At 62.8% G+C, this 24,108-nt stretch carries 22 protein-coding genes and 2 pseudogenes; 16 read left to right on the top strand and 8 right to left on the bottom strand.

The annotated features are described in order from the left end of the window. The first annotated feature begins 3 nt into the window (after positions 1 to 3). Positions 4 to 177 (top strand): hypothetical protein, encoded by a 174-nt coding sequence (locus tag AC0L2X_RS06470; protein WP_352488902.1) that lies wholly within the window; start codon positions 4 to 6, stop codon positions 175 to 177. Between the two features lie 505 nt (positions 178 to 682). Here AC0L2X_RS06470 and AC0L2X_RS06475 read toward each other — a convergent pair. Continuing rightward, positions 683 to 1,969, bottom strand: coding sequence for a D-tagatose-bisphosphate aldolase, class II, non-catalytic subunit (locus AC0L2X_RS06475; protein WP_352488901.1), 1,287 nt, complete (start codon positions 1,967 to 1,969; stop codon positions 683 to 685). Continuing rightward, positions 1,966 to 2,916: a sugar kinase gene (locus AC0L2X_RS06480; RefSeq protein ID WP_352488900.1), complete on the bottom strand. Its 951-nt coding sequence runs from the start codon at positions 2,914 to 2,916 to the stop codon at positions 1,966 to 1,968. Before AC0L2X_RS06480 ends, AC0L2X_RS06475 begins: the two co-directional genes overlap by 4 nt. A 263-nt stretch (positions 2,917 to 3,179) precedes the next feature. Between AC0L2X_RS06480 and AC0L2X_RS06485 the strand changes: the two genes are divergently transcribed. Then, positions 3,180 to 4,202, top strand: a complete 1,023-nt coding sequence (locus AC0L2X_RS06485; RefSeq protein ID WP_352488899.1) for a LacI family DNA-binding transcriptional regulator — start codon at positions 3,180 to 3,182, stop codon at positions 4,200 to 4,202. Here AC0L2X_RS06485 and AC0L2X_RS06490 read toward each other — a convergent pair. The 3 genes from AC0L2X_RS06490 to AC0L2X_RS06500 form a co-directional block, all read right to left on the bottom strand. Beyond that, positions 4,190 to 5,179: an alpha/beta hydrolase gene (locus AC0L2X_RS06490; RefSeq protein ID WP_473599440.1), complete on the bottom strand. Its 990-nt coding sequence runs from the start codon at positions 5,177 to 5,179 to the stop codon at positions 4,190 to 4,192. The two genes, AC0L2X_RS06485 and AC0L2X_RS06490, sit on opposite strands and share 13 nt — an antisense overlap. Positions 5,180 to 5,192: 13 nt before the next feature. Further along, positions 5,193 to 6,341: a Gfo/Idh/MocA family protein gene (locus AC0L2X_RS06495; protein WP_473599441.1), complete on the bottom strand. Its 1,149-nt coding sequence runs from the start codon at positions 6,339 to 6,341 to the stop codon at positions 5,193 to 5,195. A gap of 267 nt (positions 6,342 to 6,608) precedes the next feature. Next, positions 6,609 to 7,370 (bottom strand): DeoR/GlpR family DNA-binding transcription regulator, encoded by a 762-nt coding sequence (locus AC0L2X_RS06500; RefSeq protein WP_352565166.1) that lies wholly within the window; start codon positions 7,368 to 7,370, stop codon positions 6,609 to 6,611. 162 nt (positions 7,371 to 7,532) lie between these two features. Between AC0L2X_RS06500 and AC0L2X_RS06505 the strand changes: the two genes are divergently transcribed. The 13 genes and pseudogenes from AC0L2X_RS06505 to AC0L2X_RS06565 all read left to right on the top strand — a co-directional run. Beyond that, complete coding sequence (locus AC0L2X_RS06505) at positions 7,533 to 8,333, top strand: class I fructose-bisphosphate aldolase (RefSeq protein WP_352488896.1); 801 nt, start codon at positions 7,533 to 7,535, stop codon at positions 8,331 to 8,333. A gap of 3 nt (positions 8,334 to 8,336) precedes the next feature. After that, on the top strand, positions 8,337 to 9,287 hold the full coding sequence (locus AC0L2X_RS06510; protein ID WP_473599442.1) for a PfkB family carbohydrate kinase: 951 nt from the start codon (positions 8,337 to 8,339) through the stop codon (positions 9,285 to 9,287). An 89-nt stretch (positions 9,288 to 9,376) separates the two neighbouring features. Beyond that, positions 9,377 to 10,521 (top strand): annotated as a pseudogene (locus AC0L2X_RS06515) (ABC transporter ATP-binding protein). 123 nt (positions 10,522 to 10,644) lie between these two features. Next, on the top strand, positions 10,645 to 11,889 hold the full coding sequence (locus AC0L2X_RS06520) for an ABC transporter substrate-binding protein (RefSeq protein WP_473599443.1): 1,245 nt from the start codon (positions 10,645 to 10,647) through the stop codon (positions 11,887 to 11,889). 108 nt (positions 11,890 to 11,997) lie between these two features. Next, positions 11,998 to 12,894 carry a carbohydrate ABC transporter permease gene (locus AC0L2X_RS06525; protein ID WP_473558772.1) on the top strand — a complete coding sequence of 299 codons (897 nt, stop codon included), beginning with the start codon at positions 11,998 to 12,000 and terminating at the stop codon, positions 12,892 to 12,894. 5 nt (positions 12,895 to 12,899) lie between these two features. Beyond that, a complete protein-coding gene (locus tag AC0L2X_RS06530; RefSeq protein ID WP_023797144.1) occupies positions 12,900 to 13,742 on the top strand; it encodes a carbohydrate ABC transporter permease in 843 nt (280 codons plus the stop codon). Between the two features lie 185 nt (positions 13,743 to 13,927). Continuing rightward, positions 13,928 to 14,749 carry a sugar phosphate isomerase/epimerase family protein gene (locus AC0L2X_RS06535; protein ID WP_473599444.1) on the top strand — a complete coding sequence of 274 codons (822 nt, stop codon included), beginning with the start codon at positions 13,928 to 13,930 and terminating at the stop codon, positions 14,747 to 14,749. Between the two features lie 4 nt (positions 14,750 to 14,753). Then, entirely contained in the window at positions 14,754 to 15,830 is a 1,077-nt protein-coding gene (locus AC0L2X_RS06540; protein ID WP_473558778.1) for a Gfo/Idh/MocA family protein, read from the top strand. After that, positions 15,830 to 16,648, top strand: coding sequence for a sugar phosphate isomerase/epimerase family protein (locus AC0L2X_RS06545; RefSeq protein ID WP_473599445.1), 819 nt, complete (start codon positions 15,830 to 15,832; stop codon positions 16,646 to 16,648). Before AC0L2X_RS06540 ends, AC0L2X_RS06545 begins: the two co-directional genes overlap by 1 nt. Continuing rightward, on the top strand, positions 16,648 to 17,481 hold the full coding sequence (locus AC0L2X_RS06550) for an alpha/beta hydrolase (RefSeq protein ID WP_473558783.1): 834 nt from the start codon (positions 16,648 to 16,650) through the stop codon (positions 17,479 to 17,481). Before AC0L2X_RS06545 ends, AC0L2X_RS06550 begins: the two co-directional genes overlap by 1 nt. After that, positions 17,478 to 18,200 carry a ribulose-phosphate 3-epimerase gene (locus AC0L2X_RS06555; RefSeq protein ID WP_473599446.1) on the top strand — a complete coding sequence of 241 codons (723 nt, stop codon included), beginning with the start codon at positions 17,478 to 17,480 and terminating at the stop codon, positions 18,198 to 18,200. Before AC0L2X_RS06550 ends, AC0L2X_RS06555 begins: the two co-directional genes overlap by 4 nt. After that, positions 18,200 to 19,219, top strand: a complete 1,020-nt coding sequence (locus AC0L2X_RS06560) for an ROK family protein (RefSeq protein WP_352488886.1) — start codon at positions 18,200 to 18,202, stop codon at positions 19,217 to 19,219. Before AC0L2X_RS06555 ends, AC0L2X_RS06560 begins: the two co-directional genes overlap by 1 nt. Before the next feature lie 7 nt (positions 19,220 to 19,226). Beyond that, positions 19,227 to 19,544 (top strand): annotated as a pseudogene (locus tag AC0L2X_RS06565) (ATP-binding cassette domain-containing protein); the annotation flags it as partial. A gap of 680 nt (positions 19,545 to 20,224) precedes the next feature. Here the strand turns inward: AC0L2X_RS06565 and AC0L2X_RS06570 are convergent. The 3 genes from AC0L2X_RS06570 to AC0L2X_RS06580 form a co-directional block, all read right to left on the bottom strand. Then, positions 20,225 to 20,662 carry a hypothetical protein gene (locus AC0L2X_RS06570; protein ID WP_352488885.1) on the bottom strand — a complete coding sequence of 146 codons (438 nt, stop codon included), beginning with the start codon at positions 20,660 to 20,662 and terminating at the stop codon, positions 20,225 to 20,227. Between the two features lie 665 nt (positions 20,663 to 21,327). Further along, positions 21,328 to 22,002, bottom strand: a complete 675-nt coding sequence (locus AC0L2X_RS06575; protein ID WP_352488884.1) for a protein-L-isoaspartate(D-aspartate) O-methyltransferase — start codon at positions 22,000 to 22,002, stop codon at positions 21,328 to 21,330. Positions 22,003 to 22,120: 118 nt separating this feature from the next. Next, positions 22,121 to 22,291 (bottom strand): hypothetical protein, encoded by a 171-nt coding sequence (locus AC0L2X_RS06580; protein ID WP_473599447.1) that lies wholly within the window; start codon positions 22,289 to 22,291, stop codon positions 22,121 to 22,123. A gap of 600 nt (positions 22,292 to 22,891) precedes the next feature. Here AC0L2X_RS06580 and AC0L2X_RS06585 point away from each other — a divergent pair. After that, a complete protein-coding gene (locus tag AC0L2X_RS06585; protein ID WP_473599448.1) occupies positions 22,892 to 24,094 on the top strand; it encodes an ABC transporter substrate-binding protein in 1,203 nt (400 codons plus the stop codon). Positions 24,095 to 24,108: the final 14 nt, after the last annotated feature.

Below are 24,108 nucleotides of genomic sequence, written 5' to 3' on the forward strand. Positions count from 1 at the left end.
GAAATGCAGACCGAACTCACCGTGGAGGACGAGAGCAAGGACGAATTTTTCGAACGGCTGGCCAAGCTGTCGGAAGAGATGGTGGCCAAGCATGGCAAGGACTTTAGCATGGGCGCGCTGGTACTTGCCGCCCGCTGGATCGCTGAAAATCGCGTTGGCAAGCTGAAGACCAACTAGACTCGCAGCCAACCAATTGAGCTCGCAGGCCACAGTTCCGAAGGAGATCCAGGCGACGGTGTAGCCAGCGTCGCCTTGATCTGAAAATCGATCCAGGACAATCAGAATACCAGGTCAATGATGACGATGCGGTGGCCGCCCTGCAGGCAGCGCTCGATGCTGGCGTCTTCAGCCATGGCCGCACGTGAGCTACGTGTGAAAGGTGCCTTGAGAAGGAGAAAATCGAGACGAGGCCCAAATCATTTCCTTCAAAACTTGCTGACTTGTCCGTCGACGCTCAATTCAGTGTTGAACAAGTGGACGTAGCGAAGGGACCGTTCCGTATGGTTCCGCGATGCTCTCACCATCGAATTGGCTATGCCCTGCTTCTATTAGTCCAACAGCAGCCCACCTTCGAAGGTCCGGCATAGCCTCCGCGTGTGTCGGCTGAGCGCACATCTTAGATCACGCGCGCGTCCTCCGGGCGCGGCTCGACCCTGCAACGGTGAATGTAGGACGATCCGCGCTACTGTAACGTCGCACGCCCATAGGAATCGAGGACACGGGTGATGCTGCCAATCAGCAGGTCATGCGCAACGGGCTCGATCCGACCTGCCGCAACGTCGGCATCGAGTTGCCCCAGATACTGGCTGACCAAAGGGCGGGGAATGTCCCTGTCGCCCAGAAAATCCAGCAGCGTCTGTGTCGCGTGTTGTGCGTCGGGCGTCGGCCAGTAGTAACGGATGCGGTCGCTGAAGGAGAAGTGCCGCTGCACGCGCTGCTCGTCCGGCGGACCCGGATAGTATTTCTGCCAATTGTCCGGCGAGGCCAGCATGACGCGCTCCATCGCCGCCGGCAGGCTTTCACGGGACGGGTCTGGCGCAAGCACGTCGGCGACGTGGCTCAGCCCGTACAACGCCTCGCGCAGCGCGAAGGTGAGCCAGGGGCCAACCTTGAGGATGGCGAAGCCGTCGCGCACCAGAGCCCCAAGCGCCTCGTTTGGCTGGTAGTCGGTCGAATGCGCCTCGAAGACGAATTGCGGCATGCGCCCGAGCACGGCGACCAGCTGCGTCGCCTTCCGCGGCGCGTACGCGATGATCTCGGCATTGCCGAATTCGACGCCCGGCTGGACGACGACGCCGACCGCACGGGCAAAGGCAGCGTCGAGGCCGGCGCGCGAAAATGCCTGTCGGTGGATCTCGACGGTGCGCAGGGCGTCATCGGGTTCGGTGACATGCATATGGTCGAGCGCTTCGAGCGCGCCGCCCGGCACCGGAACTTCGGTGCCGATGATGTAGACCGGTTTCTCGCCGCCAATGCGTTCGACCGCCGCCTCGGCGACGGCCGCAAGCGCGGCGGCGCGGGCAGCGATGGTCTCGTCGGCAAGCTGGGCGGGATCGTCGGCGCAAGCCATGCTGGTGTCGAGATGCAGCTTGGTGAAGCCAGCGCCGGCATAGGCGTCGATCATCGCCTTCGCCTTCGTCATCGCCTCGGCGGAAGGAAGATGCTTCCACGGATTGGGACCGAGATGGTCGCCGCCGAGGATCAGGCGATCGAGCGGAAAGCCGGCCCTTTTCGCATGGCCCTCGACGAAGCTGCGGAAGCCGGCGGGCGTCATGCCGGTGTAGCCGCCTTCGTGATTGACCTGGTTGCAGGTCGCCTCGATCAGCACATCGGAACCGCGCGACGCGCCGTGGCGGAGCGCGGCCTCGATCACCAGCGGATGCGCCGAACAGATCGAGGCGATGCCGCCTTTCTCACCCGCGGCGCGCTTCACCGCGATGTTGGCAAATCTCTGCGTCGCGGCGCTCATGGCTGGCCCTTTCCGGCGGTGGTTGCGAAAGCCTCAACCTCGGCCAGCGGAAAGATACCTTCCATTGGCCCCTTGCGAGTAACGGCTAGCGCGCCACAGGCATTGGCGATCCTGAGCGCCTGGGCGGGTGCAGCACCACGAAGCCAGAACGAGACGAAGGCAGCGCCGAAACAGTCGCCGGCACCGGTCGGATCGACCTCGTTAACGGCAAAGCCCGGCAAGGCCACCGTGCCGTGACGGTCGTGGTAGGCGGCGCCGTCGGCGCCCTTCTTGAGGACGACGCAGGAAACGCCGCGCTGCAGGAGTTCGTCGACCGCGCCCTTTTCGTCGCCGGCCGACGAAAACAGGAACAGTTCGTTGCCGCTCGGCAGGAAGACATCGGTTTGCTTGAGCACTTGGTCGAGCGCTTCGCGCATGCCGGAGGCCTGCATGATCTCGCGGCGAATGTTGGGGTCGAAGGACACCGTCCCGCCCTTGGCCTTCACCGTTTGGATCGCCGACAACGCGACATCGGTGGCGCGGTCGGAGAATAGTGACGAGCCCATGAGATGGACATGGTCGGTGCCGGCCAGCATGCTTGTCGCAGCAGCATCGATCCCGACCAGGCCGGCGGCGCTGTTGCGGATGTTGAAGACAAAGTGCCGGCTGCCGTCCGCCCGGTAGGTGACGAAGGCGGTGCCCGTCGCATGGCCCTTGTGAACCGCGATCGCCGACACGTCAGCTCCCAGGTTCCGCAGCCGCTCGATGTTCAACTGGCCGAAATCGTCCTCGCCGACCGCGCCGATCAGGCCGGCGGGTTGGCCGAGCGCTGCGGCCTGGCCGATGAAGATGGCGGGCGCGCCGGACGGATAAGGCCCCAGCAGCGGGCCCGGCTCGAGAAAGCTCTGGCCGATACGCTCGGCCATGATCTCGACGAGGATCTCGCCGGCTGAGACCAGCTTCTTCATCGCGGAATTCCTCCCGGCGTGTCGCTCCAGTCCGACTGCGGACTTCAGTCGCGCACAATTGTGCCTGGCGGCAACCGACATCCAGAGTCAATACGGCTTGCACTTTTTGCGCCAATTAACAAATTTACGCGTGGAATAATTTTATTATACGCGTTGAAACAGCTGGAGTTTTCTGTAAAATTTTGTCTTGCGGTTGCACGCCGGCGCACCGTAAGTAGGTGCCGGGCAGCACAAGGAACGAGGTTTCCGGAAGGCGGAAATCGGTGGCGATGAAGCACAAGACGATGGAGGATTTCGCCCGCTCCTGTGGCGTCTCCAGGCCGACCTTGTCGAAATATTTCGACGATCCGACCAGCGTCAAGCCGGCGACGCGAAAGCGCATCGAGGAAGCGCTGCGCTCGTCCGACTACCAGCCCAATTTGTTCGCGCGCAACCTCAACCGCAAGCGTACCCGCAGCATCGGCATCATGGTGCCGACGGTGGCCGATCCCTTCTATTCGGAGATGGTCAGCCGCATAGAACTCCGGCTGCGCGACGAGGGCTACTGGCCGATCGTGATCTCCTCGCACGGCTCGCGCGAACTCGAAGTTGAGGCAACGCGAACGATCCTGTCGCTGAAAGTCTCCGGCGCGCTGATCGCGCCGCTCGGCGTGCGCTCGGACCACCGCACGCTGGAGAAGCTGACGCAGGCGATCCCGGTCGTCTATTTCGACACCTATCTCGAAGGCGGGACGCCGTTCGTCGGCAACAACAACGCACAGAGCGTCTCGACCATCGTCGATTATCTTTGCCGGTCCGGCGGCGCCCCGGTCTATTTCGACATCCCGCATGTCAACCACAACTCGCCGGAACGGCTGGAGAGCTATGTCGCCTCGATGAAGCGGCTCGGGCATGAGCCGGTCGTCATCGGCAACACCGAGGACTACACTTGGGATTTCGAACGGATCGGCTACGAGCAGACGGAAACGATGCTCGACAATGGCGGCCTGGCGGGAAAGACCATCCTGTGCAACAACGACCGCTTGGCCTTTGGCGTGATGGCCGCCGCCTATGCGCGCGGACTCAAGATCGGCCGCAAGGGCGATTGCGACCTGCGGGTAGCCGCCCATGACGATCATCCACTGAGCCGCTACACCTGCCCCGGCCTCACCACCATGGCGCAGGACTTCGCCTCGATGGCCGGGCGCAGCGTCGAGACGCTGCTGGCGCTGCTTGAGGAGGACGACACGGCGGTCGCACCCAAAGTCAGTCTCGATGCGACGCTGGTGATGCGTCAGTCGGCCTGATCTTTCCCAAAAGCCGGATCGAAGCCGCGCCATGCGGCGACCGCAGCGCCAACGGCCTGTCGCGCTGCCGCGCCATGGCGGCCCATGGAAACAAAACCATGGATCTGGCCTGGCCAACGCCGCAGCACGACCGGCACACCGTCATCTTGCAGACGCCCGGCGTAGGCCTCGCCTTCATCTGCGAGGATGTCATGACCGGCGATGGCGACGAAGGCTGGCGCCGCGCCGGCGAGGCTCTCCGCCCTGAGTGGCGAGGCGCGCCAGTCGTCGATGTCGGCGGCATAGCGGACATAGTGATCGCGAAGCCAGGCCATGGTCGAGGCGGTCAGGCCAAAACCTTCGGCGAAGCGGCGATAGCTGTCCGCCGTCTGCGCGGCATCAGTGTTGGGATAGAACAGCAGCTGCGCGGTCAACGCAATAGGATCGCCCCGCGCGAGAAGACTGAGCACCGTGGCGAGATTGCCGCCGGCGCTGTCGCCGGCAACGGCAATGCGCCGAGCGTCGATGCCGAGATCGCCAGGCGCCTCTTGCATGAAGGAGAGCACGGCGCGGCAATCCTCGACCGCGGCCGGGAATTTGTGCTCCGGCGCCAGCCGGTAGGCGGGCGAAACGACGACGCAAGCCGCCATATTGGCGAACCAGCGGCAGATCTCGTCATGGGAATCGAGATTGCCGATCACCCAGCCGCCGCCATGCAGGTAAAGCAGCGCCGGGGCAGTTGCATCAGGCGCGTCCTGCCCGCGATAGATCCTGAGCGTCAGCGAACCGCCGGGTCCAATGATGGCGCGCTCAGTGACCGAAGCCACCGGCTCGCGCTCACCCTGCTGGTCCGGAAGGCCTTCTTCGTAGGCACGGCGTGCCTGTTGCGGTGTACCGGTCTCGAATGGCAAGGCGTCGGCCTGCCGGCCGAGCTCGAGCACATGCCGGGCTTCCGGGTCGAGTGGGGACAGGGACGGCGCTGAAGGCGATGTCATCATGGATCTCTCTCCGTCAGGCAAGCAGACCTGCCGCCTCGTCCTCTTCGAGCAGCGGCGGCTGGTCGACGGTCCCATTGACGGCAATTGAGCCGCGGCTTTCGCCCGAAGCGAGGATCGCCTCCATGATCTCCAGAACATGCAGCGCCAGATCGCCGGAGGCGCGGGGCTTGCGCCCATCGGCCAGCGCCCGCGCAAGATCGGCGACGCCTAGCATGCGGTAGTTGGCGCGGTCGGGTGCGGCATAGGGCCAGTTGCGCACACCGTAGAGTTCGGCCTCGCTAGCGAAATCGGCCCAGTCGTCGCCGCGCGCCGAGAGCGAGACTGTGCCGCCGAATGTGTCGGGATCGGGCAATCGCAGCGAGCCTTCGGTGCCGTGCAGTTCGATCGGATGGTTGGAGTGCTTGAACACGTCCCAGGAGGCGCCGAAGGTGACGGTGGCGCCGGAGCGGAACTCCAGCAGCGACAGAATGTTGGTCGCCGTGCCGACTTTGAAGCTGGTGTTCTTGTAAGGACCTTCGGCTGATATCAGCCGTTCCTCCTGGCCGCGCGTCGCCATCGCCATGACACGCTCGACCGGGCCGAGCAGGTTGACCAGCATCGTCAGGTAGTAAGGGCCCATGTCGAAGACCGGGCCGCCGCCGGGCTGATAGTAGAATTGCGGATTGGGATGCCAGTGCTCCATGCCGCGCCCCATCATGAAGGCGGTGCCGGTCACAGCCCGGCCGATCGCACCCTCGTCCATCAGCCGGCGCGCCCGCCGTCCGGCAGCGCCGAGGAAGGTGTCGGGAGCCGAGCCGAGCTGCAACCCGCGCGCCCTCGCCTCTTCGACCAGCCGGCGGCCGTCGGCGGCCGACGTCGCCAGAGGCTTTTCGGTAAAGACGTGCTTTCCCGCCGAAAGCGCCGAAAGCGAAATGTCGAAATGCGCCGCCGGTATCGTCAAATTGAGAACAAGGTCGATGTCCTGGTCGGCCAGCAGCGCGTCGACGCCGAGTGCGCGGATGCCATACTCCCTGGCGCGCAGCGCAGCCATATCGGCCGAAATGTCGGAGCAGGCGCTGAGCTCTACCCCGCCGAACAGAGCCGCATTGCGCAAATAGGTCATCGAGATGTTGCCGCATCCGATGACGCCGATGCCGAGCTTTGTCTTTGATTTTCCGTGCATTTCAGATCGTACCTCCCAACGCGGTCATGGCCTGGCTGCACCCTTGCGTCAGCAACGGTTCATAGTCGAAAGCCGCTATACAACATTTTAAATCTTGACGCGCGTAAAATTCTTATAGAGCATGTGAAAACGCTGGCGCAGCATTGGAGGCCGCCAGCCTTGAGGAGGAGAACATGACTGACATGAAAACCGGCCAACGGCCGATGCGAATCCCGTGGCTCATGCGCGCACTGGATCTTTCCGTCGCGGCCAGGGACCGAGACGGGTTCAGGCATAGATCACCTTGACCCTGGTCCTATCAAGCTGGCTGCGTATTGGACCGGGCAGGCCATCGTCGGTGATCACCACATCGACGGCCGACAGCGAAAATGCCTTGGAGGTCCCGCTGACGCCCCATTTGCTCGAATCGGCAAGGAGGACAACGCGCCGCGCCATGCGAACGAGGTTTCGCTTCGTTCGCGCCATGTCTTCGTTCACGTCGACCACATCCAGTGACGAGTCTATCGCATGCGCTCCAACAAAGACCTGATGCGCTACCAAGCCGCCGAGAGCCGTATCGGCATCGGTGATCAGTGTGCTCACCGTGTCGGGATAGACCCGGCCGCCGATCATATGAACGTCGAGCCCGGGACGATGCATAAGATGCTGCACGATATTCATGGCCGTGGCCGCGACCACGACATTGCTGAGCGGCGGTAACTGCATGGCAAGCTGCATCAATGTCGAGCCGCCGTCGAAGATGACCGATTGGTTGTCCTCGAACAGGTCTACCGCCGCCCGGGCGATGCGCTTCTTTGCGTCGAGGTTCGTTTGCATCCGCCGGGCGAACGCGGCCGTAGTCGAATCGGTGGTACGGGTCACCGCCCCTCCACGGGTCTTGGTCAGTAGTCCCTTTCGGTCCAGTATCTCGAGGTCGGAGCGCACCGTGACTTCCGACACGCCGAACCCGTCTGACAGGTCCTTCGTGCGAACCTGTCCGCTGCGTTGCACCTCGCCCAAGATCGATTGGCGTCTCTGCTCCGACAACATTGCCCTGCCCTTGCCTCCCTGCGTCAAGCAACCGCTCTGGCCGCGGCTCACCTTACCAAAAATACGCGAATTCGAAAGCTTTCGAAAGATTGTTTTTCTTGTTTCTTTCGGAAACACTGGATCCTGGATTTTGAAATCAAACGATTGGGGAATTTTGCACTCATGAGCCTAGGAACCAAGGTGCGTCTTGCGCGCCTCTTCTCGCATCCATCGGGGAAGCTTTTTGGCGGCGCGGTCGACCACTTCGTCGGCTATGGCGACGTGCGCAAAGGCGGCCTTGCCGACCTGCCGGGTGCGCTTGCACGCGTCATGGCGGGCAGACCCGACTACGTCAGCATCCAGCCTGGCACCGCGCGCCATCTGTGGCCGCAATATGCGGGCAAGGCTTCCCTGGTGATTCAGGCGGGCTGCTTCACTCCGGACGATCGCATCAGCGAGTTGATCGCAACGCCCGAGGATGCGGTGCGCGCCGGGGCCGATGCGTTGGCCGTCGCCATTCCGGTGCGCGGCGCGACCGAGGGCAAATACATACGCTGGCTCACTGATTCGGTAAATGCAGCGGCGCGCTACGGCATGCCTGTGGTGGCACATATCTACCCACGCGATTTCACTGACGGAGCAAAAATCGTCTTCACCCCCGACGAGATCGCCTATGCGGCGCGCATCGGCTACGAGTCCGGCGTCGACGTGATCAAGATCGGCTACACGGGCGATTTCGAGTCGTTCCGAGAGACCGTCCGGACTTGCCCGGTGCCGGTTGTGATCGCGGGTGGTCCGAAGACCGATACGCTGCTCGGCGCGCTTCAGCAGACGGCGGACGCCATCCGTGCTGGCGCACGCGGTGCCGTGGTGGGCCGCAATCTCTGGGGGCATGGCGATCCGGAGAAGGCAGCGCTTGCCTTTCGCGGCGTCATCCATGACGGCCTTTCGGCGCAAGACGCCTTGGCGAAGGCGGGTGCCTGAACGATGCCCGCCGTCCCCTCGATCCTCGGCTTCGGCGCTATTGCGATCGACGACATCGTCTATGTCGATCAGCCGTTGTCGGCGGGCAAGGGGAAGGTCCTGCAAAATGCCCGCGCTTTTGGGGGAAATATCGCGACGGCGCTGGCCGCAGTCGTGCGGCTCGGCGGAACAGCCGGGTTCGTCGGATGGCTGGGCAGTGCGGCGGACGACGCCGTGCTGCGCGATCTCGTTGCGAGCGGTGTTGAAACCGCATTCGCGCCGCGCCATCCCGACGCGCGCCCGGTGCGCTCACGGATCACCGTCGGCTCGGACGGGGAACGGTTCATCGCGTATGACGACGATGCGATGCTGGGCACCGCTCCCGACTTTCCGGACGATATCCTCAGCCGCGCGACCGTCCTCATCGTCGATAGCTACGCGATCCGGTCGCTGGATGTCGTGGCTCGGGCTCGCGATCTCGGCCTTGGGATTCTCGGCGATATCGAATGGAGCAGCGGCCCAGCCACGGAGCGGCTGATCGCGCTCTGCGACCATCTCATTCTTCCACTCGGCTTTGCGCGGACTGCCACGGGGTGCCGATCGCCTGCCGAGATGCTCGAGGCATTATGGTTGCCGTCGCGGTCCGCCGTGGTTCTGACCGATGGTGGCAGGGGCGTGTACTATCGCGGGCGTGAAGAGACAGGTCTCTGGCACTTGCCCCCGCACCGGGTTGTGGTCGTCGACTCGACCGGCGCGGGTGACTGCTTTCATGGCGCCTATGCCCTTGCGTTGACGCGCGGAGCCGACACCGCAGGCCGGGTGGCATTCGCGGCCGCGGCGGCGGCCCTTTCGATAACGGGGCGTGGCGGGCGCGAGGCGCTTCCGACCGACGACCAGGTCACGGAACTCCTGGCATCGACGAACGCGCCGTCAGCAGTCGAACTGAAAAATGCGCATGTCGATACTGGAACATAGCCTGAAGCTATCGGAGGAAATATTTCGGACGTGAACATAAGCCGAGAACAATTATAAAATCAGCGGCTTATACTTGTGGAGGGAGGAAGATGGCAGAAGTCATTCTTGAGAGTATCTGCAAAACCTACGGGAACAATTTTCGCGCAATCGACCAATTGAACCTATCGGTCGAGAACGGCGAGTTCTTGATTCTCGTCGGGCCGTCCGGCTGCGGCAAATCCACCGCATTGCGAATGATCGCGGGATTGGAGGACATCAGCAGCGGCAGCCTTCGGATCGGCGGAGTCGACGTCGTCGACATGCCGCCCAAGGACCGCGACATAGCGATGGTCTTCCAGAGCTACGCGCTCTACCCACATATGACGGTGTTCGAAAACATCGCCTTTTCGATGCGGCTGGCAGGCAAGCCGAAGGCCGAGCGCAAGAAGCGCGTGGACGAGATCGCCAAAACCCTTCAGCTGACGTCTTTGCTGGACAGCAACCCGCGAACCTTTCAGGCGGACAGCGTCAACGGGTTGCCATGGGCCGCGCTATGGTGCGCGAGCCGGCCGCCTTTCTCATGGACGAACCCCTTTCCAATCTGGACGCGAAACTGCGCGTGCAAATGCGCGCCGAAATCACCCGTCTGCAAAAGCAACTCGGCGTCACGACCATATACGTGACCCACGACCAGACCGAAGCGATGACGATGGGGGACAGGGTCGCGGTGTTGAAAGGCGGCGTGCTGCAGCAGGTCGACACACCCAAGAGGCTCTATGAATCGCCGGTGAACGCCTTCGTTGCCGGCTTCATCGGCTCTCCTTCGATGAACCTCTTCGAGGCGACCCTGACCGGCGACGAACTGATGTCCGGCACCTTCGCCATCCGGCTGCAGGATGCAGCCTTCGTGCGCAGGCCGGGCTTGAGGTCGTATGCGGGGCGCAAGGTCGTGTTCGGCATACGACCGGAGGATCTTTATGACAGCAGCCTCGAATCCGGTCGCAAGTATCAGACGATACCCGCAAAGGTGACTTCGATCGAAGAACTCGGCTCTGAACATATCGTCCACCTGAACATCGACGCGGCCCGGGTGGATTCCGGCGATCCGGACGCGGTCGACGATTTTGGCCTGACATCGAACGCGGTGGCGAGATTCGAGCCGACCAGCGCCGTCCACTCCGGCTCGGAAATCCGGTTGGCCGTGGATGATGCCAAGTTCCATTTCTTCGATCCCGAGACGCATCTGGCGATCTGAATATCTGCAGCAGACCGCAGGCGAGAGCGAGGCGCCTGCGAAAGATACTCGCAAGAAGACTTCTGAATAAACCAGACGATCGGCCGCATTGTGCGGTCGATCTTGAAGAAGGAGGAGAAAGTGATGTTTCGGATACAACCCGCGATGCTGAAAATAGCCGCGGCCGCATGGTTGCTTGGCGCAACCGGCGCCATGGCGGATACGACGCTGGAGTTCACCCAATGGTGGGAGCCCGAATTGCCGGCCGGCTCGCTCAGGGCGATCATGAATGACTTCGAGGCTGCAAACCCCGGAATCAAGGTGACGCTGGTCAGCGGCCCCTATGCGACCACGCGAGACCAGATCTCGGTTGGTGCTGCAACCGGAACGCTTAGCGACGTCGTTGGTCTCGACGGCGCCTGGGTGAACAATTTGAACGCGCAGAATGCGCTGGCCGACATGAACCCGATGATGGATGCGAGCGGCTTCGACAAGAGCCAGGTCGCGGATATCATCAAGGTGGACGGCAAGGCGGTGATGTTTCCCGTGGCTTCGTTCGTCTATCCGGTCTTCGTGAATTTGGACCTCGCCGCCCAGGCAGGCGTGACCAAGCTGCCGTCGGCCCGCGCGGAGTTTCTCGAAGCCGCCAAGAAGATGACGCATGCCGACAAGAACCAGTATGGCTGGGTGCTACCCCTGTCGCTGCAAACGCCGTCCGGTGTCCAGAACGACATGATGTCGTGGGTCTGGGCATCGGGTCAATCGATGATGGCTGACGGCAAGCCGGCTCTCGAGGGCAAGCCGGTGGTGGATATGCTCACCTTCGTCAAATCGCTGAACGACGCCGGCGTCATCTCGCCCGGCATTGCCACCAAGACCGAGCAGGAAAAGGTCGAGGAATTCGTCAACGATCGGGTCGGAATGATGATCGACTCGCTTGCGCATGTGAACCTCATCCGCAAACGCAATCCCAAACTGAACTTCGATCTCATCCCGGTCCCGGTCGTGGAGAACTACAACGGCAAGCGCGGCCTTCCCTACGCCTCCTGGGGCATCGGCATCTCTGCGGCCTCGAAACATCAGGAGGAAGCCTGGAAGCTCGTCCAATATCTGATGAGTGAAAAGGTGAACGCCAAACTGGTGTCGCTGGCCAACGCCTTCCCGGGCAACGTCAACGCCAAGCCCGATTTCGTGACCTCGGACAAGGCTTTCGGCAAGGCTTTCGAAATCTTCAAGACCGGTTATCTCGCCAACGAGTTCACGGGCCTGCCGGTGGCTGAAGACCTGATGACCCAGTTCGACGTGGAAGCCCAGAAGATGCTCGCCGGCGAGCAGTCTCCGGAACAAGCCGCAGCCAACGCTCAAAAGGGCTGGACGGCGAAATTCTGATCGGCGTCTTGCTCTCTTTTGATCCTTTTGCGGTTGGCCTGCCTTCGGGTGGGCCAACCGGCACCAACAGACCTGAACGTGAGACGACCGGTTCGCGAAGGCTTCCACATGACCCAAAAGAAGCGCTCCCACCATAGACTGAAACGAGCGGTCGCACCCTATCTCTACCTGTCGCCCTCGCTCCTCATAGTCGGCCTGCTGATGCTGCTGCCGATGGTGACGGTGATTGGCTATTCGTTCCAGAACAGCGCAGTGCTGCGTCGCGACCCGTCCTTTGCCGGACTGAAACACTACCAGGCGATCTTTAACGATCCAGTGTTCTGGGCTTCGCTGTGGCACACGCTCTACTTCACATGTATGAGTGTCGTCTTTCACATGACCATCGGCATGATCTTCGCGCTCATGCTGAACAGCGACCGCATCAATCCGACGCTGCGCAATATCCTGCGCGTGCTCTACATACTGCCTTGGCTGTTCACCGCGGTGATTATCGCCGTGATCTGGCGCCTCCTGCTCGAGCCGAACGGTGTCGTGAACAGCGTTCTCATGCAGATGGGCATCATCGGTTCCAAGGTCGAGTGGTTTTCCTCGCCCGAGACCGCGCTGCACGCCGTCACCTTCGCCAATATCTGGGCGGGCTACCCGCTTTTCATGGTCAGCCTGCTCGCAGGCTTGCAGGGCATTCCCAAGGATTTCTACGAGGCCGCCGATATCGACGGGGCGAAGGCCTACCAGAAGCTGATCTTCATCACGATCCCGCAGCTGATGCCGATCATCATCAGCATCTCGCTGCTCGACTTCATCTGGACCATGCAGGTCTTTCCATTGATCTGGATAACGACGGGCGGCGGTCCGATCTATTCGACCGAGGTCCTCAGCACCTACACGTACAAGCTGGCGTTTTCGAGCTACAACCTGTCGCAGGCGTCGGCAAGCGCCGTGGTCATCCTGCTGATCTCACTCGGCCTGACGCTGTTCTACATCCGCTATCAAAAGGCTCGGTAGTCACCATGAGGAAAAGGCACACGCCGAAAGACAGACTGATCACCGTCGCGCTCCATGTCGCGCTTGCCGCAGGGCTCTTTTTCGCGGCCTTCCCGATCTACTGGATGCTGAGCAGCTCGTTCAAGTCGAATACCGAAATCTTTGCCCTGCCACCAACCGTCCTGCCGAAGGCCTTCACGCTGGAAGCATATGCGGCCATCCTTGGCGACCCGGTAAAGCTGCGCTTCTTCTTCAACAGCTACTTCGTGGCCGGAGCGGTGACCGTGCTGACGGTGCTGATCGCCTTGCTGGCGGCCTATGGGTTCAGTCGTTTCAATTTCCGCGGCAAGGGCAGCCTCAACACACTCATCATCAGCACGCAGACGATCCCGCCGATCACGCTTTTGATCCCCTTCTTCGGGCTTGTCGTCTCGTATGGCATCTTCGACACCTACGTCGCACTGATCCTGACTTACCTGGTGTTTACGCTGCCCTACGCGATCCTGCTGATGACGGGATATCTGAACACCTTGCCCCGCGATCTCGATGAAGCGGTGGCTGTCGACGGCGGCACCAGCTGGACCGCACTCTGGCGGGTGATCGTCCCGATTTCACTGCCTGGTATCGTGGCGACGTCGGTCTACACCTTTCTGTTGTGCTGGAACGAATTTCTCTTTGCGCTGACGCTGACGAAGTCAACGTCCATGCGCACCGTCCCGATCGGTATCCAGCTGTTGATGGGGCAGCACGCCTTCGAGTGGAACCAGATGATGGCGATGAGCGTGCTCGGCTCGCTACCGCTCTTGCTCATCTACCTCGTTGCCCAGAGGTTCTTTCTCGCCGGTATGACCGCGGGCTCGGTCAAGTAGGATGTCCCTCCCACGGAGAACTGATGGAGTAGGCCGCGCACCGCAATCGATGGATTGGACCTTCTCTGCTGGCAGGTGATATCGCCGCGGCCTCAGGCGTCGTAGCGTCGCTGATCGTGCTGGTTCCGTTCTTCCAGCGCCACATCATCGAAGGGCCTGCGCAGGTGGAATCAAGGAATGAAAGGATGAACGTGAAAGACCTCAAAGTCGGCTGCCAGACCTTCACCTGGGAAATGCTCGGAGACCGTTTTGGCGGCGGCCCCGACGACCTGCTCAAAGCGATCGCCGATGGCGGCTATGCCGGCATCGAGATCACCGACACGATGATCGGCCGCTATGCCGGCAAACCGGCGCAATTCGCGACGGCGCTGAAGACATCCGGCCTGACGCTCGTCTCCTTCGCCTTCGGTTCGAATAGCGGCTTCACACTCAAGGAGAAGATCGGCGCCGATGTCGAGACCGCCAGGCGCTGGATCGATTTTGCCGCCGCCTTTCCGGGCGCGCTGGTCTCCATGGGCTCGGCCACCGTCGTGTCGGACGGTCCGCGCTACGACAAGTTCGCCATTGCGGCCGAGGTCTACAACAAGGCTGGTGAACTCGGCAGCAAGGCCGGCGTCCAGGTCACGGTGCATCCGAGCTCGCACCACAATACGCTGCTCTACGATCGCACCGATTACGACCGCATCTTCGGGCTGCTCGATGCCTCGCTGGTCGGCTGGGTGCCGGACACCGGCCACATTTTGCGCGGCCACAAGGACATGGCCGACACGCTCACCACCTATCGCGATCGCATCCGCTACGTGCACCTGAAGGATGTCGATGCGAGCGGCACCTGGGCGATGCTCGGCAAGGGTGTCTGCGACACGGCGAAAGTGATCGAGATCGCTAGCGTGGCGCCCAACTTCAACGGCTGGCTGGTGCTGGAGGAGGAATCCGAAACCGCCGCCGCCGATCCGGCCGGAGCGGTCAAGACCAATCGCCAGACCATGCGCGGCTACGGAGCCTGAGACAATGATCCGCAAGAAAGACCGTCGTCTTCGTGTCGGTGTGCTTGGCTGCGGGCCGATCGCGCAATTCGCGCATCTGGAATCCTGCGTGAAGGCCAGCAATGCCGACCTCTATGCGATCTGCGATGCCGCGCCCGATCTGCTGGCACGCATGGGCGCCACCTATGAGCCGCAGAAGATGTATGGCGACTTTGATGAAATGCTGGCCGACCCTGAACTCGAGGCGGTGATTGTCGCCACCTCCGATGCCTATCACGTGCCGATGTCGATCAAGGCGCTCGAGGCCGGCAAGCACGTTCTGTGCGAAAAGCCGATCGGCGTCTCGGTCGAGGAAGGCCAGAAGCTTGCCGATGCGGTCAAGCGCTCGGACAAGGTGCTGCAGGTCGGGCACATGAAGCGCTTCGACCCGGCGCTGGAAGCGGCGCGCGATTTCGTCCGCGACGAGATGGGCGACATCCTGGCGCTGAAGGCCTGGTATTGCGATTCCACCCATCGCTACACCAACACCGACGCGATCCAACCTCTGCCCGTCACCAGCAAGCTGGCGAGGAAGCCGGCCGGAAATCCGAAGGCCGATCTCAGGCAATATTTCATGCTGGCGCATGGCTCGCATCTCGTCGACACGGCGCGCTTCCTGTGCGGCGAGATCACCGCTGTGCGTGCCCGCCTCAACGAAAAATTCGGCGCATATTGCTGGTTCGTCGAGACCGAGTTCGCCAATGGCGCGCTCGGCCATCTCGACCTCACGGTTGCCGTGCGCATGGACTGGCACGAGGGTTTCCAGCTCTACGGCGAAAACGGCTCGGTGATCGCGAAGACCTTCAATCCCTGGTATTTCCGCGCCAGCGAGGTCGACATCTTCCACGAGAAGGATGCGACGTCGCGCAAGCCGCTTGGCGCCGACGGCCATTTCTTCCGGCGCCAGCTCGAGGGCCTCGCCGAGACGGTGCTCGACGGCGAACCGATGCGCGGCGCCAACGTCGATGACGGCCTTGCCTCGATCCGCGCCATGGTGGCGATCGCCCGCTCGGTCGAAAGCGGCGAACGCGTCGAGATCGCCACTGTGGCGGGAGCGGTCTGATGCAGATCGGGGTGTTCGCCAAGACTTTTCCTGGCAGCGAGCCAGCCGGCGTGCTGGCCGCGGTGCGCGACGCGGGATTTGCCGTCACCCAGTTCAACCTCGCCTGCGCCGGGCTGCCGTCGACGCCGGATGCGGTCCCGGACGATGTCATCCGTGCCATTGCAGCCGCGTCTGATGCCTCCGGTGTCGCGCTGGTGGCACTGTCAGGCACCTACAACATGGCGCATCCGCACAACGCCGTGCGCGACGATGGCTTGCGCCGGCTGAAGGTGGTGATCGAGGCCGCCGCCAAGCTTTCCACGCCGCTCGTCACGCTGTGCACGGGAACGCGCAACCGCGATGACCAGTGGGCGCATCATCCCGACAATGCCGATCCCTCGGCCTGGGCCGACATGGCGCGCGAAATGGAAAAGGCATTGCAACTCGCCGATCGCCACGGCGTCGATCTCGGCATCGAGCCGGAACAGGCCAACATCGTGACGTCGGCGCAGGACGCGATGCAGTTGATCGCCGAAATGGGTTCGAAGCGGCTGCGCATCGTCCTCGATCCGGCGAACCTGTTCGAGCAGGCGGATGCCTCGCAGGCCCGCGCCATCGTCGCCGCCGCCATCGAAACCACGGCCGGCCATGTCGCCATGGCGCACGCCAAGGACCGTTTTGCCCACGGCTGCTTCGCCACCGCCGGGCAAGGCGTGGTCGACTTCGCCGATTTCATCGCACGGCTCAAGGTGACAGGCTTCGACGGTCCGTTGGTGACGCATGGGCTTTCGGCCGAAGAGGCGCCCGGCGTCGCCCGCTTTCTGAAAGGGCTCCTGTGATGAAGCGCCCGACGACCTTGCTCCGCGATGGTGGCACGCTACGGGTTTCCGACGCGGGCGACGGGCTGACGGTCGTCTTCCAGCATGGTCTTGGCGGCGGCGAGGCGCAGGTCGCCCAGTCCTTCCCGGCCGGCACCGGCTTGCGGCGCGTCACGCTCGAATGCCGCGGGCATGGCGGCTCGGCACTCGGCAAGCATCGGCCATTCTCCTTCCAGATGTTCGCCGACGATGTGCTCGCCGCCGCCGACCAGGCCGGCCTCGAGCGCTTCGTTGCCGGCGGCGTGTCGATGGGCGCGGGAATCGCGCTGCGCCTCGCCTGCCGCCATCGCGATCGCGTCGCCGGCCTCGTGCTGGTGCGCCCGGCCTGGACGTTTGGCAAGGCACCGGCGAACATGCGGCCGATCGCGGAAGTCGCCGGCCTCATGCTGGATCACGGCCCGGACAAAGCGCGGGCGCTTTTCGCGCAGTCCGAGACCGCCGTACGCCTCTATCGCGAGGCGCCCGACAATCTCGCTTCGCTGCTGGGCTATTTCGACCGGCCGGACGCCATGACGTTCGCGCAAGTGCTCGCTGACATCGCCGCCGACGGACCGGGCGTCTCGGCAAGGGATGCCGAGTCTCTCGATATTCCGACTTTGGTCATCGGCAACGCCATGGATGCCGTGCATCCGCTGTCCTCCGCCTATACGCTGGCGGCCGCCATTCCCAGCGCCGCCTTTGCCGATATCGCGCCCAAAGCGCTCGACAGCTCCAGGCATTTCGCCGAGCTGCACGCGCAGGTCACGGCCTTCCTTCACGCCCATGCCAACTTCCGGAGCCTCATTCCGTCATGACCACCAAACCCCTGTCCGGCCCCTCGGCAATAGCCGCCTTGCCGCGCAACCGGCTGATCGGCGAGTTCTCGCTGTGGTCGGCCGACCTCGCCAATATGGAGCGCGACCTGAAGCGCATCGACGCTCATGTCGACCTCCACCATATCGACGTTGCCGATGCCCGCTTCACGCCGGGCTTCCTGTTCTTCCCCGACCTGGTGGCTCGCATCGCCAAGCTGACGACGAAGCCTATCCATGTGCATCTGATGGTCGAGGCAGAGATCGTCGAGGAGCAGACGCGGCAGTTCATCGCGGCCGGCGCTGACCTGATCAGCGTGCATGCCGAGAATGGTGAAGCGGGGCTTCGCGCCGTGCGGCTGGCGCCTGAGCTTGGCGCCGAAGCCGGCGTGGTGCTCAGGCTGGAAACGCCTCTCAGCGTCGTCACGCCTTTCCTGCCTGAAGTGGCGTTCGTGACGTTGCTCGGCACCTCCATCGGCGTCAAAGGGCAGCGCCTGTCCGACCAGGCCTGTCCGCGCCTGATCGAGGCCCGCGCGCTGATGCGGAAGGCCGGCCGTGAGGCCGACATCGTGCTTGCCGCCGATGGCGGCATCCGCCACGAGACAGTGCCGCTGCTGCGCGCCGCCGGCGCCGAGACGGTTGTGCTGGGCTCGCTTGCCTTCGGCGATCCCGACCTCGCGCAGCGCATGGCCTGGCTGCACGGACTGAAGGTCGCCGCCTGATGAGCACGCTTGCGCTTGCCTTCGATCTCGGCGGCACGGAGCTGCGCGGCGCGCTCGTCGAATGCAGCGGTGATGTCATCGCCCGGGTTTCGGCACCGACGATGGCAGGCGCTGGATCGGAGGCGGTGATCGGCCAGATCATTGCGCTGGCAGGCACCCTGCTGGCGGAGTATCCGCGGGCAAAGGTGGTCGGCATCGGCATGTGCGCGCCGGGGCCGCTCGATCCCAAGGCGGGCATCGTCATCGGGCCGCCGACCCTGGCCGGCTGGCACAATGTGCCGCTGATCGACATCCTCAGCCGGCAGTTCGGCCTGCCGGTGCGACTGGAGAACGACGCCAATGCGGCAGCCCTCGGCGAATGGCGCTTCGGAGCCGGCCGCGGCACCGGATCGCTGGTGTTCGTCACCGTGTCGACCGGCATTGGCGGCGGCGTCGTCGCTGACGGTCACATCTATCACGGCAGGCGCGGGCTGGCGGCCGAGATCGGCCACATGACCATCACCGGCGAAGGGGACCGCTGCTTCTGCGGTACCGTCGGCTGCTTCGAGGCGGTCGCCTCCGGCACCGCGCTTGGACGGCGGGCGACACAACTGACCGCGCCGAGCGACGGCTCGCTGCTCAGGCGCCTTTCGAACAATGGCGATGTCTCGGCGCGGCATGTCGTGGATGCCGCGCGGACGGGTGATGTGGCGGCTCGCCAACTGGTCGAGGCGGAAGCCAAGTGGCTCGGCATCGGCTTCACCAACCTCCTGCATCTCTATTCGCCCGACCTGATCGTGATGGGCGGCGGCCTTTCCAACGGCTTCGATCTCCTGGCGCCGACGATCCGGGCGACCGTCGAGGAGCGCGCAATGCAAGCCTATCGCGACGTGCCAATCGTGCCGGCCGAGCTCGGCGATCGGGCGGGCCTGGTCGGCGCGGCGAGCCTGATCTTGTGGGAGGGCGAACCTGGCACGGCGCTGGCGATGGTGCAGGACGACGAGCCGAAAAACGGGGCCAGGGAGGTAAGCCAAGGCTGAGCTCAAGCTGCGCGGTGCGCGCAAATTCTATGGAGCCGCCGAGATCATCAAGGGCATCGACCTCGACGTCGAGGACCGCGAATTCATCGTCTTCGTCGGTCCGTCCGGCAGTGGCAAGTCCACGCTGCCGCGCATGATCGCCGGGCTGGAGAGGATCAGCGCAGGCGACCTCATGATCGACGGCGTGCGCGCCAACGGCATCGACCCGTCCGCGCGCGGGTTGGCCATGGTGTTCCAGTCCTATGCGCCCTATCCGCGTATGAGCGTGGCCGAAAATATGGGCTTCGCACCGAAGATCGCTGGGGTGCCGGCACTGGACAAACAGGCTATCTGCGGCGGGTCTCGCAGCCGGACACACAAGCTATCGGGCCGAGGCTCGACCGCAGTTAAGTCAACTACGGCAACGTTCGTCGGCGACCAACTGTTGGGCGAATGAATCGCCGCGAACACTGCCTCTGCCGCAACATTCGCGTCACGGTCGCTACGCATTGCAACGTCATTCCGGATGTCGCCCGTGCGCCAAAACCGGCGAATGGAGGGCGCTCGCCTCGTCCGCTCCCTGCCGAGAGCGCGTCGAAATGGAAACCGCACCATTGATCAGCGATGCGCGCAGCTTCCCGGAAACCTTGGATCAGCGGATAAGATCGTGCTGCTGGAGCGCGCCCGCCATTCACCATGCGTGGGAGGTTCCGCGCAAATAGCCGACGCCGAATGGGTGAGCCAAGCATGCAGACATCATTGTCATGGTGCTGCGGACGACAGTGCATATCCGGCGCGCATGTCGCTCTGTTCGAGCCTTTGAACCACCGCGCTGACCACGGATGTACTGGCAGCATTGGGATCTTTCCGGTTCGGATGGAAAAGATGCAGGTCGGCGTGCTCCTGCGGAAAGCCGCACCCCCTCATGCAACGCAGCCTCCCCGCGTGGGGAGCGCTTGCCTGCACTACGGCGGCGGCTTTCCATGCGAGCCGCTTCAAAAATGATGCTGCGAAACGGCTCCGGCTTTATCCGACGAACGCCTCACGCATCCGAGCGAACATGCCGGGCTGTCTCCCGGCAATCGCCGCACGGATGTGACGGGCGGCCGTTGCGGCGCTCACCGTCGCGCCGAAATGACAATAGCAGATGATCTCATGCAATTGCCTGTCGGTCAGTTCGAAGAACCGCTTCGCTTCGCCGTAGTTGTCGTTTTCCAACCCGGCGGCGCGGAGGACAGGATCCTCGAAAGCGACTGAGATCGGCGAGCCGTCGCCGCGCATGGCCCCGCGTGATCTAACCGGCTGATACTCGGTCTGGTGTAGCGTCGAGAGTCGCCGGTCAGGGTTCCGTTCAAGGAGCTCCGCCCAGCGTTCAAGACGTTTGCTGCGCGACATGGCCTGGCGCAGGTAGTCCTGATCGATCTCGGCGACGATCTGCAGTTGCTCAAGCGTCTGGTGCTTCATTTTAGCCTCCTATTCGGACGATAGTTGGCCCACCCATATCCTTCTTATACCTGCGGCCAGCGTGACTCCGACCGATCGTGAAGTCCAATCACGATGATGCTGGGAGGGCTTCCCCCCACGAAAATGCGGAGGCTTCGCAAAGATCCGGCCATTAATTTGGCGAACGCGGTCAAATGCGCGGCTGTTCGACGATGTCGGTCTGGAGTCCGTGCCGATCGAGGTGATCGACGGGCAGAGTCTGTGCTGGAGATGACGATCGCTCTCACTGCTGCGGCGCTGGTATCGGTGTGCCGCCAAACCAACTAGCCGCATACGCAATCACGACCACGCCGTACCAGAGGCGCCTGTCCTTGGGATCCATCGTTACCTCCTGCCCGCTACATGTTGGCCACTGGGCGAATTCCTTGAGCCTTTGGCCGCATGAGCGACCCATTTGCCGTCTGGCAGGCACACAGTAGGCTGGATAAGGGGTCTTTGAGAAGCGCGCGATACGACCGCGCCGGCATGATCGCCAGCGGCTGCGACCGGCGGCTGCAGGCGTGCTCGACGAGTAGCGTTGCGGCATGGATGTCAAAAGATCGGCGATGCCATCCAGCGCCTGTGTGATCGATGCGGCGCGCGTTATCCTGATCTTCCAGCACGGCTCCGCGCAGCCGCACCCCTCATTAGACCGTTTCGAGACGGCTGAACCGAACCGGGATGAGTTTGCGAGTCTTCAGTTGCGCTGCCGCATCCTTGTCGATGACCGTCAGCAACTGCGCTTCTCCAGGTCCCACGGGCAGGACCAGGCGTCCCCCGGGTTTGAGCTGCTCAAGCAAAGCCGGCGGTGTCCGCTCAGCGGCCGCGGTGACCAGGATCTTGTCGAATGGGGCGTGCTCAGGCCAGCCGCGAGACCCGTCTCCGACACGAATGCCGACATTGGAGAAGCCGAGACCCCGCAGGAGAGCCTCGGCATGGCTTGCGAATTCCTCGATGATTTCGACGCTCCAAACTTGCCCGGCAAGGTCCGCGAGGATTGCGGTTTGGTAGCCTAGGCCGGTGCCGATCTCGAGCACTACCTCGTGCGGTTGCGGCGCAAGGAGATCGGTCATGAGAGCAACGATGAAGGGCTGCGAGACGGTTTTATCAAAGCCGATCGGCAGCGGCATGTCTTGGTAGGCATAAGGCGCAACTGATGCTGGCACGAAGAGGTGCCGCGGTATCCGCCTCATCGCCGCCAATACCCGCTCGTCCAGCGCCACCTTGCCAAGTTCTTCGCTTGCAAGATCGGTGTGAATCGCAATCATCTCGACCATGTGCCTGCGTAGAACCGCGAGGTGCTCTTCGTTCATCGGCTTCATGACGGTGGGGCGCTCCTCAACCAGTCTGCTGCCTGATAGCCTTATACCCTGTTCGTCTTGTCACAGTAACCATGTCGTCGAGAACGCGGCTTCGGTTGGGGTGGGTTGTACCGCCCTGCTATTTCGTCGCCGTCTTTGGTGCTCTCCCGTTCCTCGCACCGGGGTGGAACGGCGTGCGCATCAGAAGCTCGCCAGCCCAGGCGACAACATCGATATAGCGGATCGCCAGCCAGTTGAGCACCAATAGGCCGAAGGCCAAAACGACGCCGAACCCTGCGCTGTCGCTCACCGGCTCCATCCCGTGCTGATCGTGCGTGATCTGGCGATTGACGATGACCGAACCTGGGCGAGCCAGCAGCGCTATTCGCGCTGCAGGCCGGCCATACGATAATCAGCGTTAGCCCGCGTGGCGCTGCTGAGAAGAACCGGAATTTCGTGATGGCTTGCCGCCGCCATTGGCGCGGCACTGGGAGACTGGCTGTCCTTCTGGATCGGCAAACGGCTTGGAAAGCGGGTTTCGCACTATTGGCCCCTCTCCTGTTCTTCGAGCGGTGGGGGGTCGCCGGCGCTTCTTCGGTCCCTTGCGTGCATCCGTACCCTTGGTGGCGGGCATCTGCGCGATGCCGCTCTGACGTTTCAGTTTGCCAATATCGCTTCACGTCGCTCGGACCACCATGCGAGCTTCAGGAATTCCGACACCACGAACCTCTCGAGCAAAGCACCGAACCGCGATCGGTCCTACGTTCTTCGTCTACGGCCGCTCACAAGATTGTCAACAATCTGAGAAAGTTTTGTTGACAGGTGATTGATTTGAGCCTTCACTCACAAAAGTCCGCGTATCGATCGAGTTCTGTCGCAACAATGCGCGGCCTCCAAAGGGGAAAGAACAATGATCAACAGACGTTCAATAATCACATCCGCGGCGCGCGGCGCCGTCTCCGCGCTGGCAATCATGGCCGGCGGCACAATCGCGGTGCACGCCGCCAACAAGGAACTCAAGATCGGCTTTGTCGGCGTGACGAGTGGCGCGGCCGCTGCGTGGGGCACATCCAACGTCCGCTCGATGCAGACGCGCGCCGCCTGGATCAACGAAACCGGCGGTGTGAAGATTGGTGACGAGACCTATGACATCAAAATCGTCACCTTCGACGACCAGAAGGACCCGAAGCGGGCGATCGCCGGCATGGAGAAGATGGCCCAGGAGGGCATCCACTATGTCGTCGGTCCGAATGTCGACGACGGCGCGGCGGCGGTGCGTCCCGTGGCAGAATCCAAGGGCATCATCTATTTTCCCTACGCATTCCCGAAGGAACTCTACACCCCGCCGGCGTCCAACGCCGTGCTCGGCATGATCGCCAACTACCAGTCGGCTCCGGCGATCTACAAATATCTCAAGGAAAACAGGGGCGTGAAAAAAGTTGCCTTTGTCGCCGCCAACGAATCCGATCCGCTGAGCCAGCGGGATGGCGGTGTTGCCGCGGCAAAGGCGCTCGGGCTCGAGGTTGTGGCTGCCACGGATGTCTACCAAAACGATACCCGCGATTTCACGCCGGTACTGACGCCGATCGTTTTGCAAAAACCGGACCTGCTGGTGCTTTCGGGCGTCGCGCCGGGCAATGCGCCGCTGCTGATCCGCGCCGCGCGCGAGCTCGGCTACGAAGGCCTGATCTCCACCGAAACGGCGCAGGATGCCAAGGTGCTGGAAGAGGGCGCGGGCGAGTTGGCCAACGGCTTCATCTCGGTCGGCGGCGCATCGACGCCCGAAATCGCGTCCGACACGATGAAGGAGTTCGTCGAACGCTATACGAAAATGTTCGGCGAATACAATGACGAGTCCAACACCAAGGTCTACGCGCTCGAATACATCATCGAGACGCTGAAGGCGAACCCGGCCGCGATCGACAATGTCGAGGAGTTCAAGAAGACGATCGACACTTTCTCGGCGCCCAATCCCTATCTGAAGGGCGATGCCAAGCTGACCTATGTCGGAATTACGTCGTTTGGCCAGAAGCGCCAGCTTTCGGTCCCGATGGTGGTCACGGAATACCGCGACGGCAAGTTCGAGACGCTCTTCGTCGCTCAAGTCGATTGACGCAACTGCACCGA

It is taken from the genome of Mesorhizobium sp. WSM4828 (assembly GCF_055811175.1).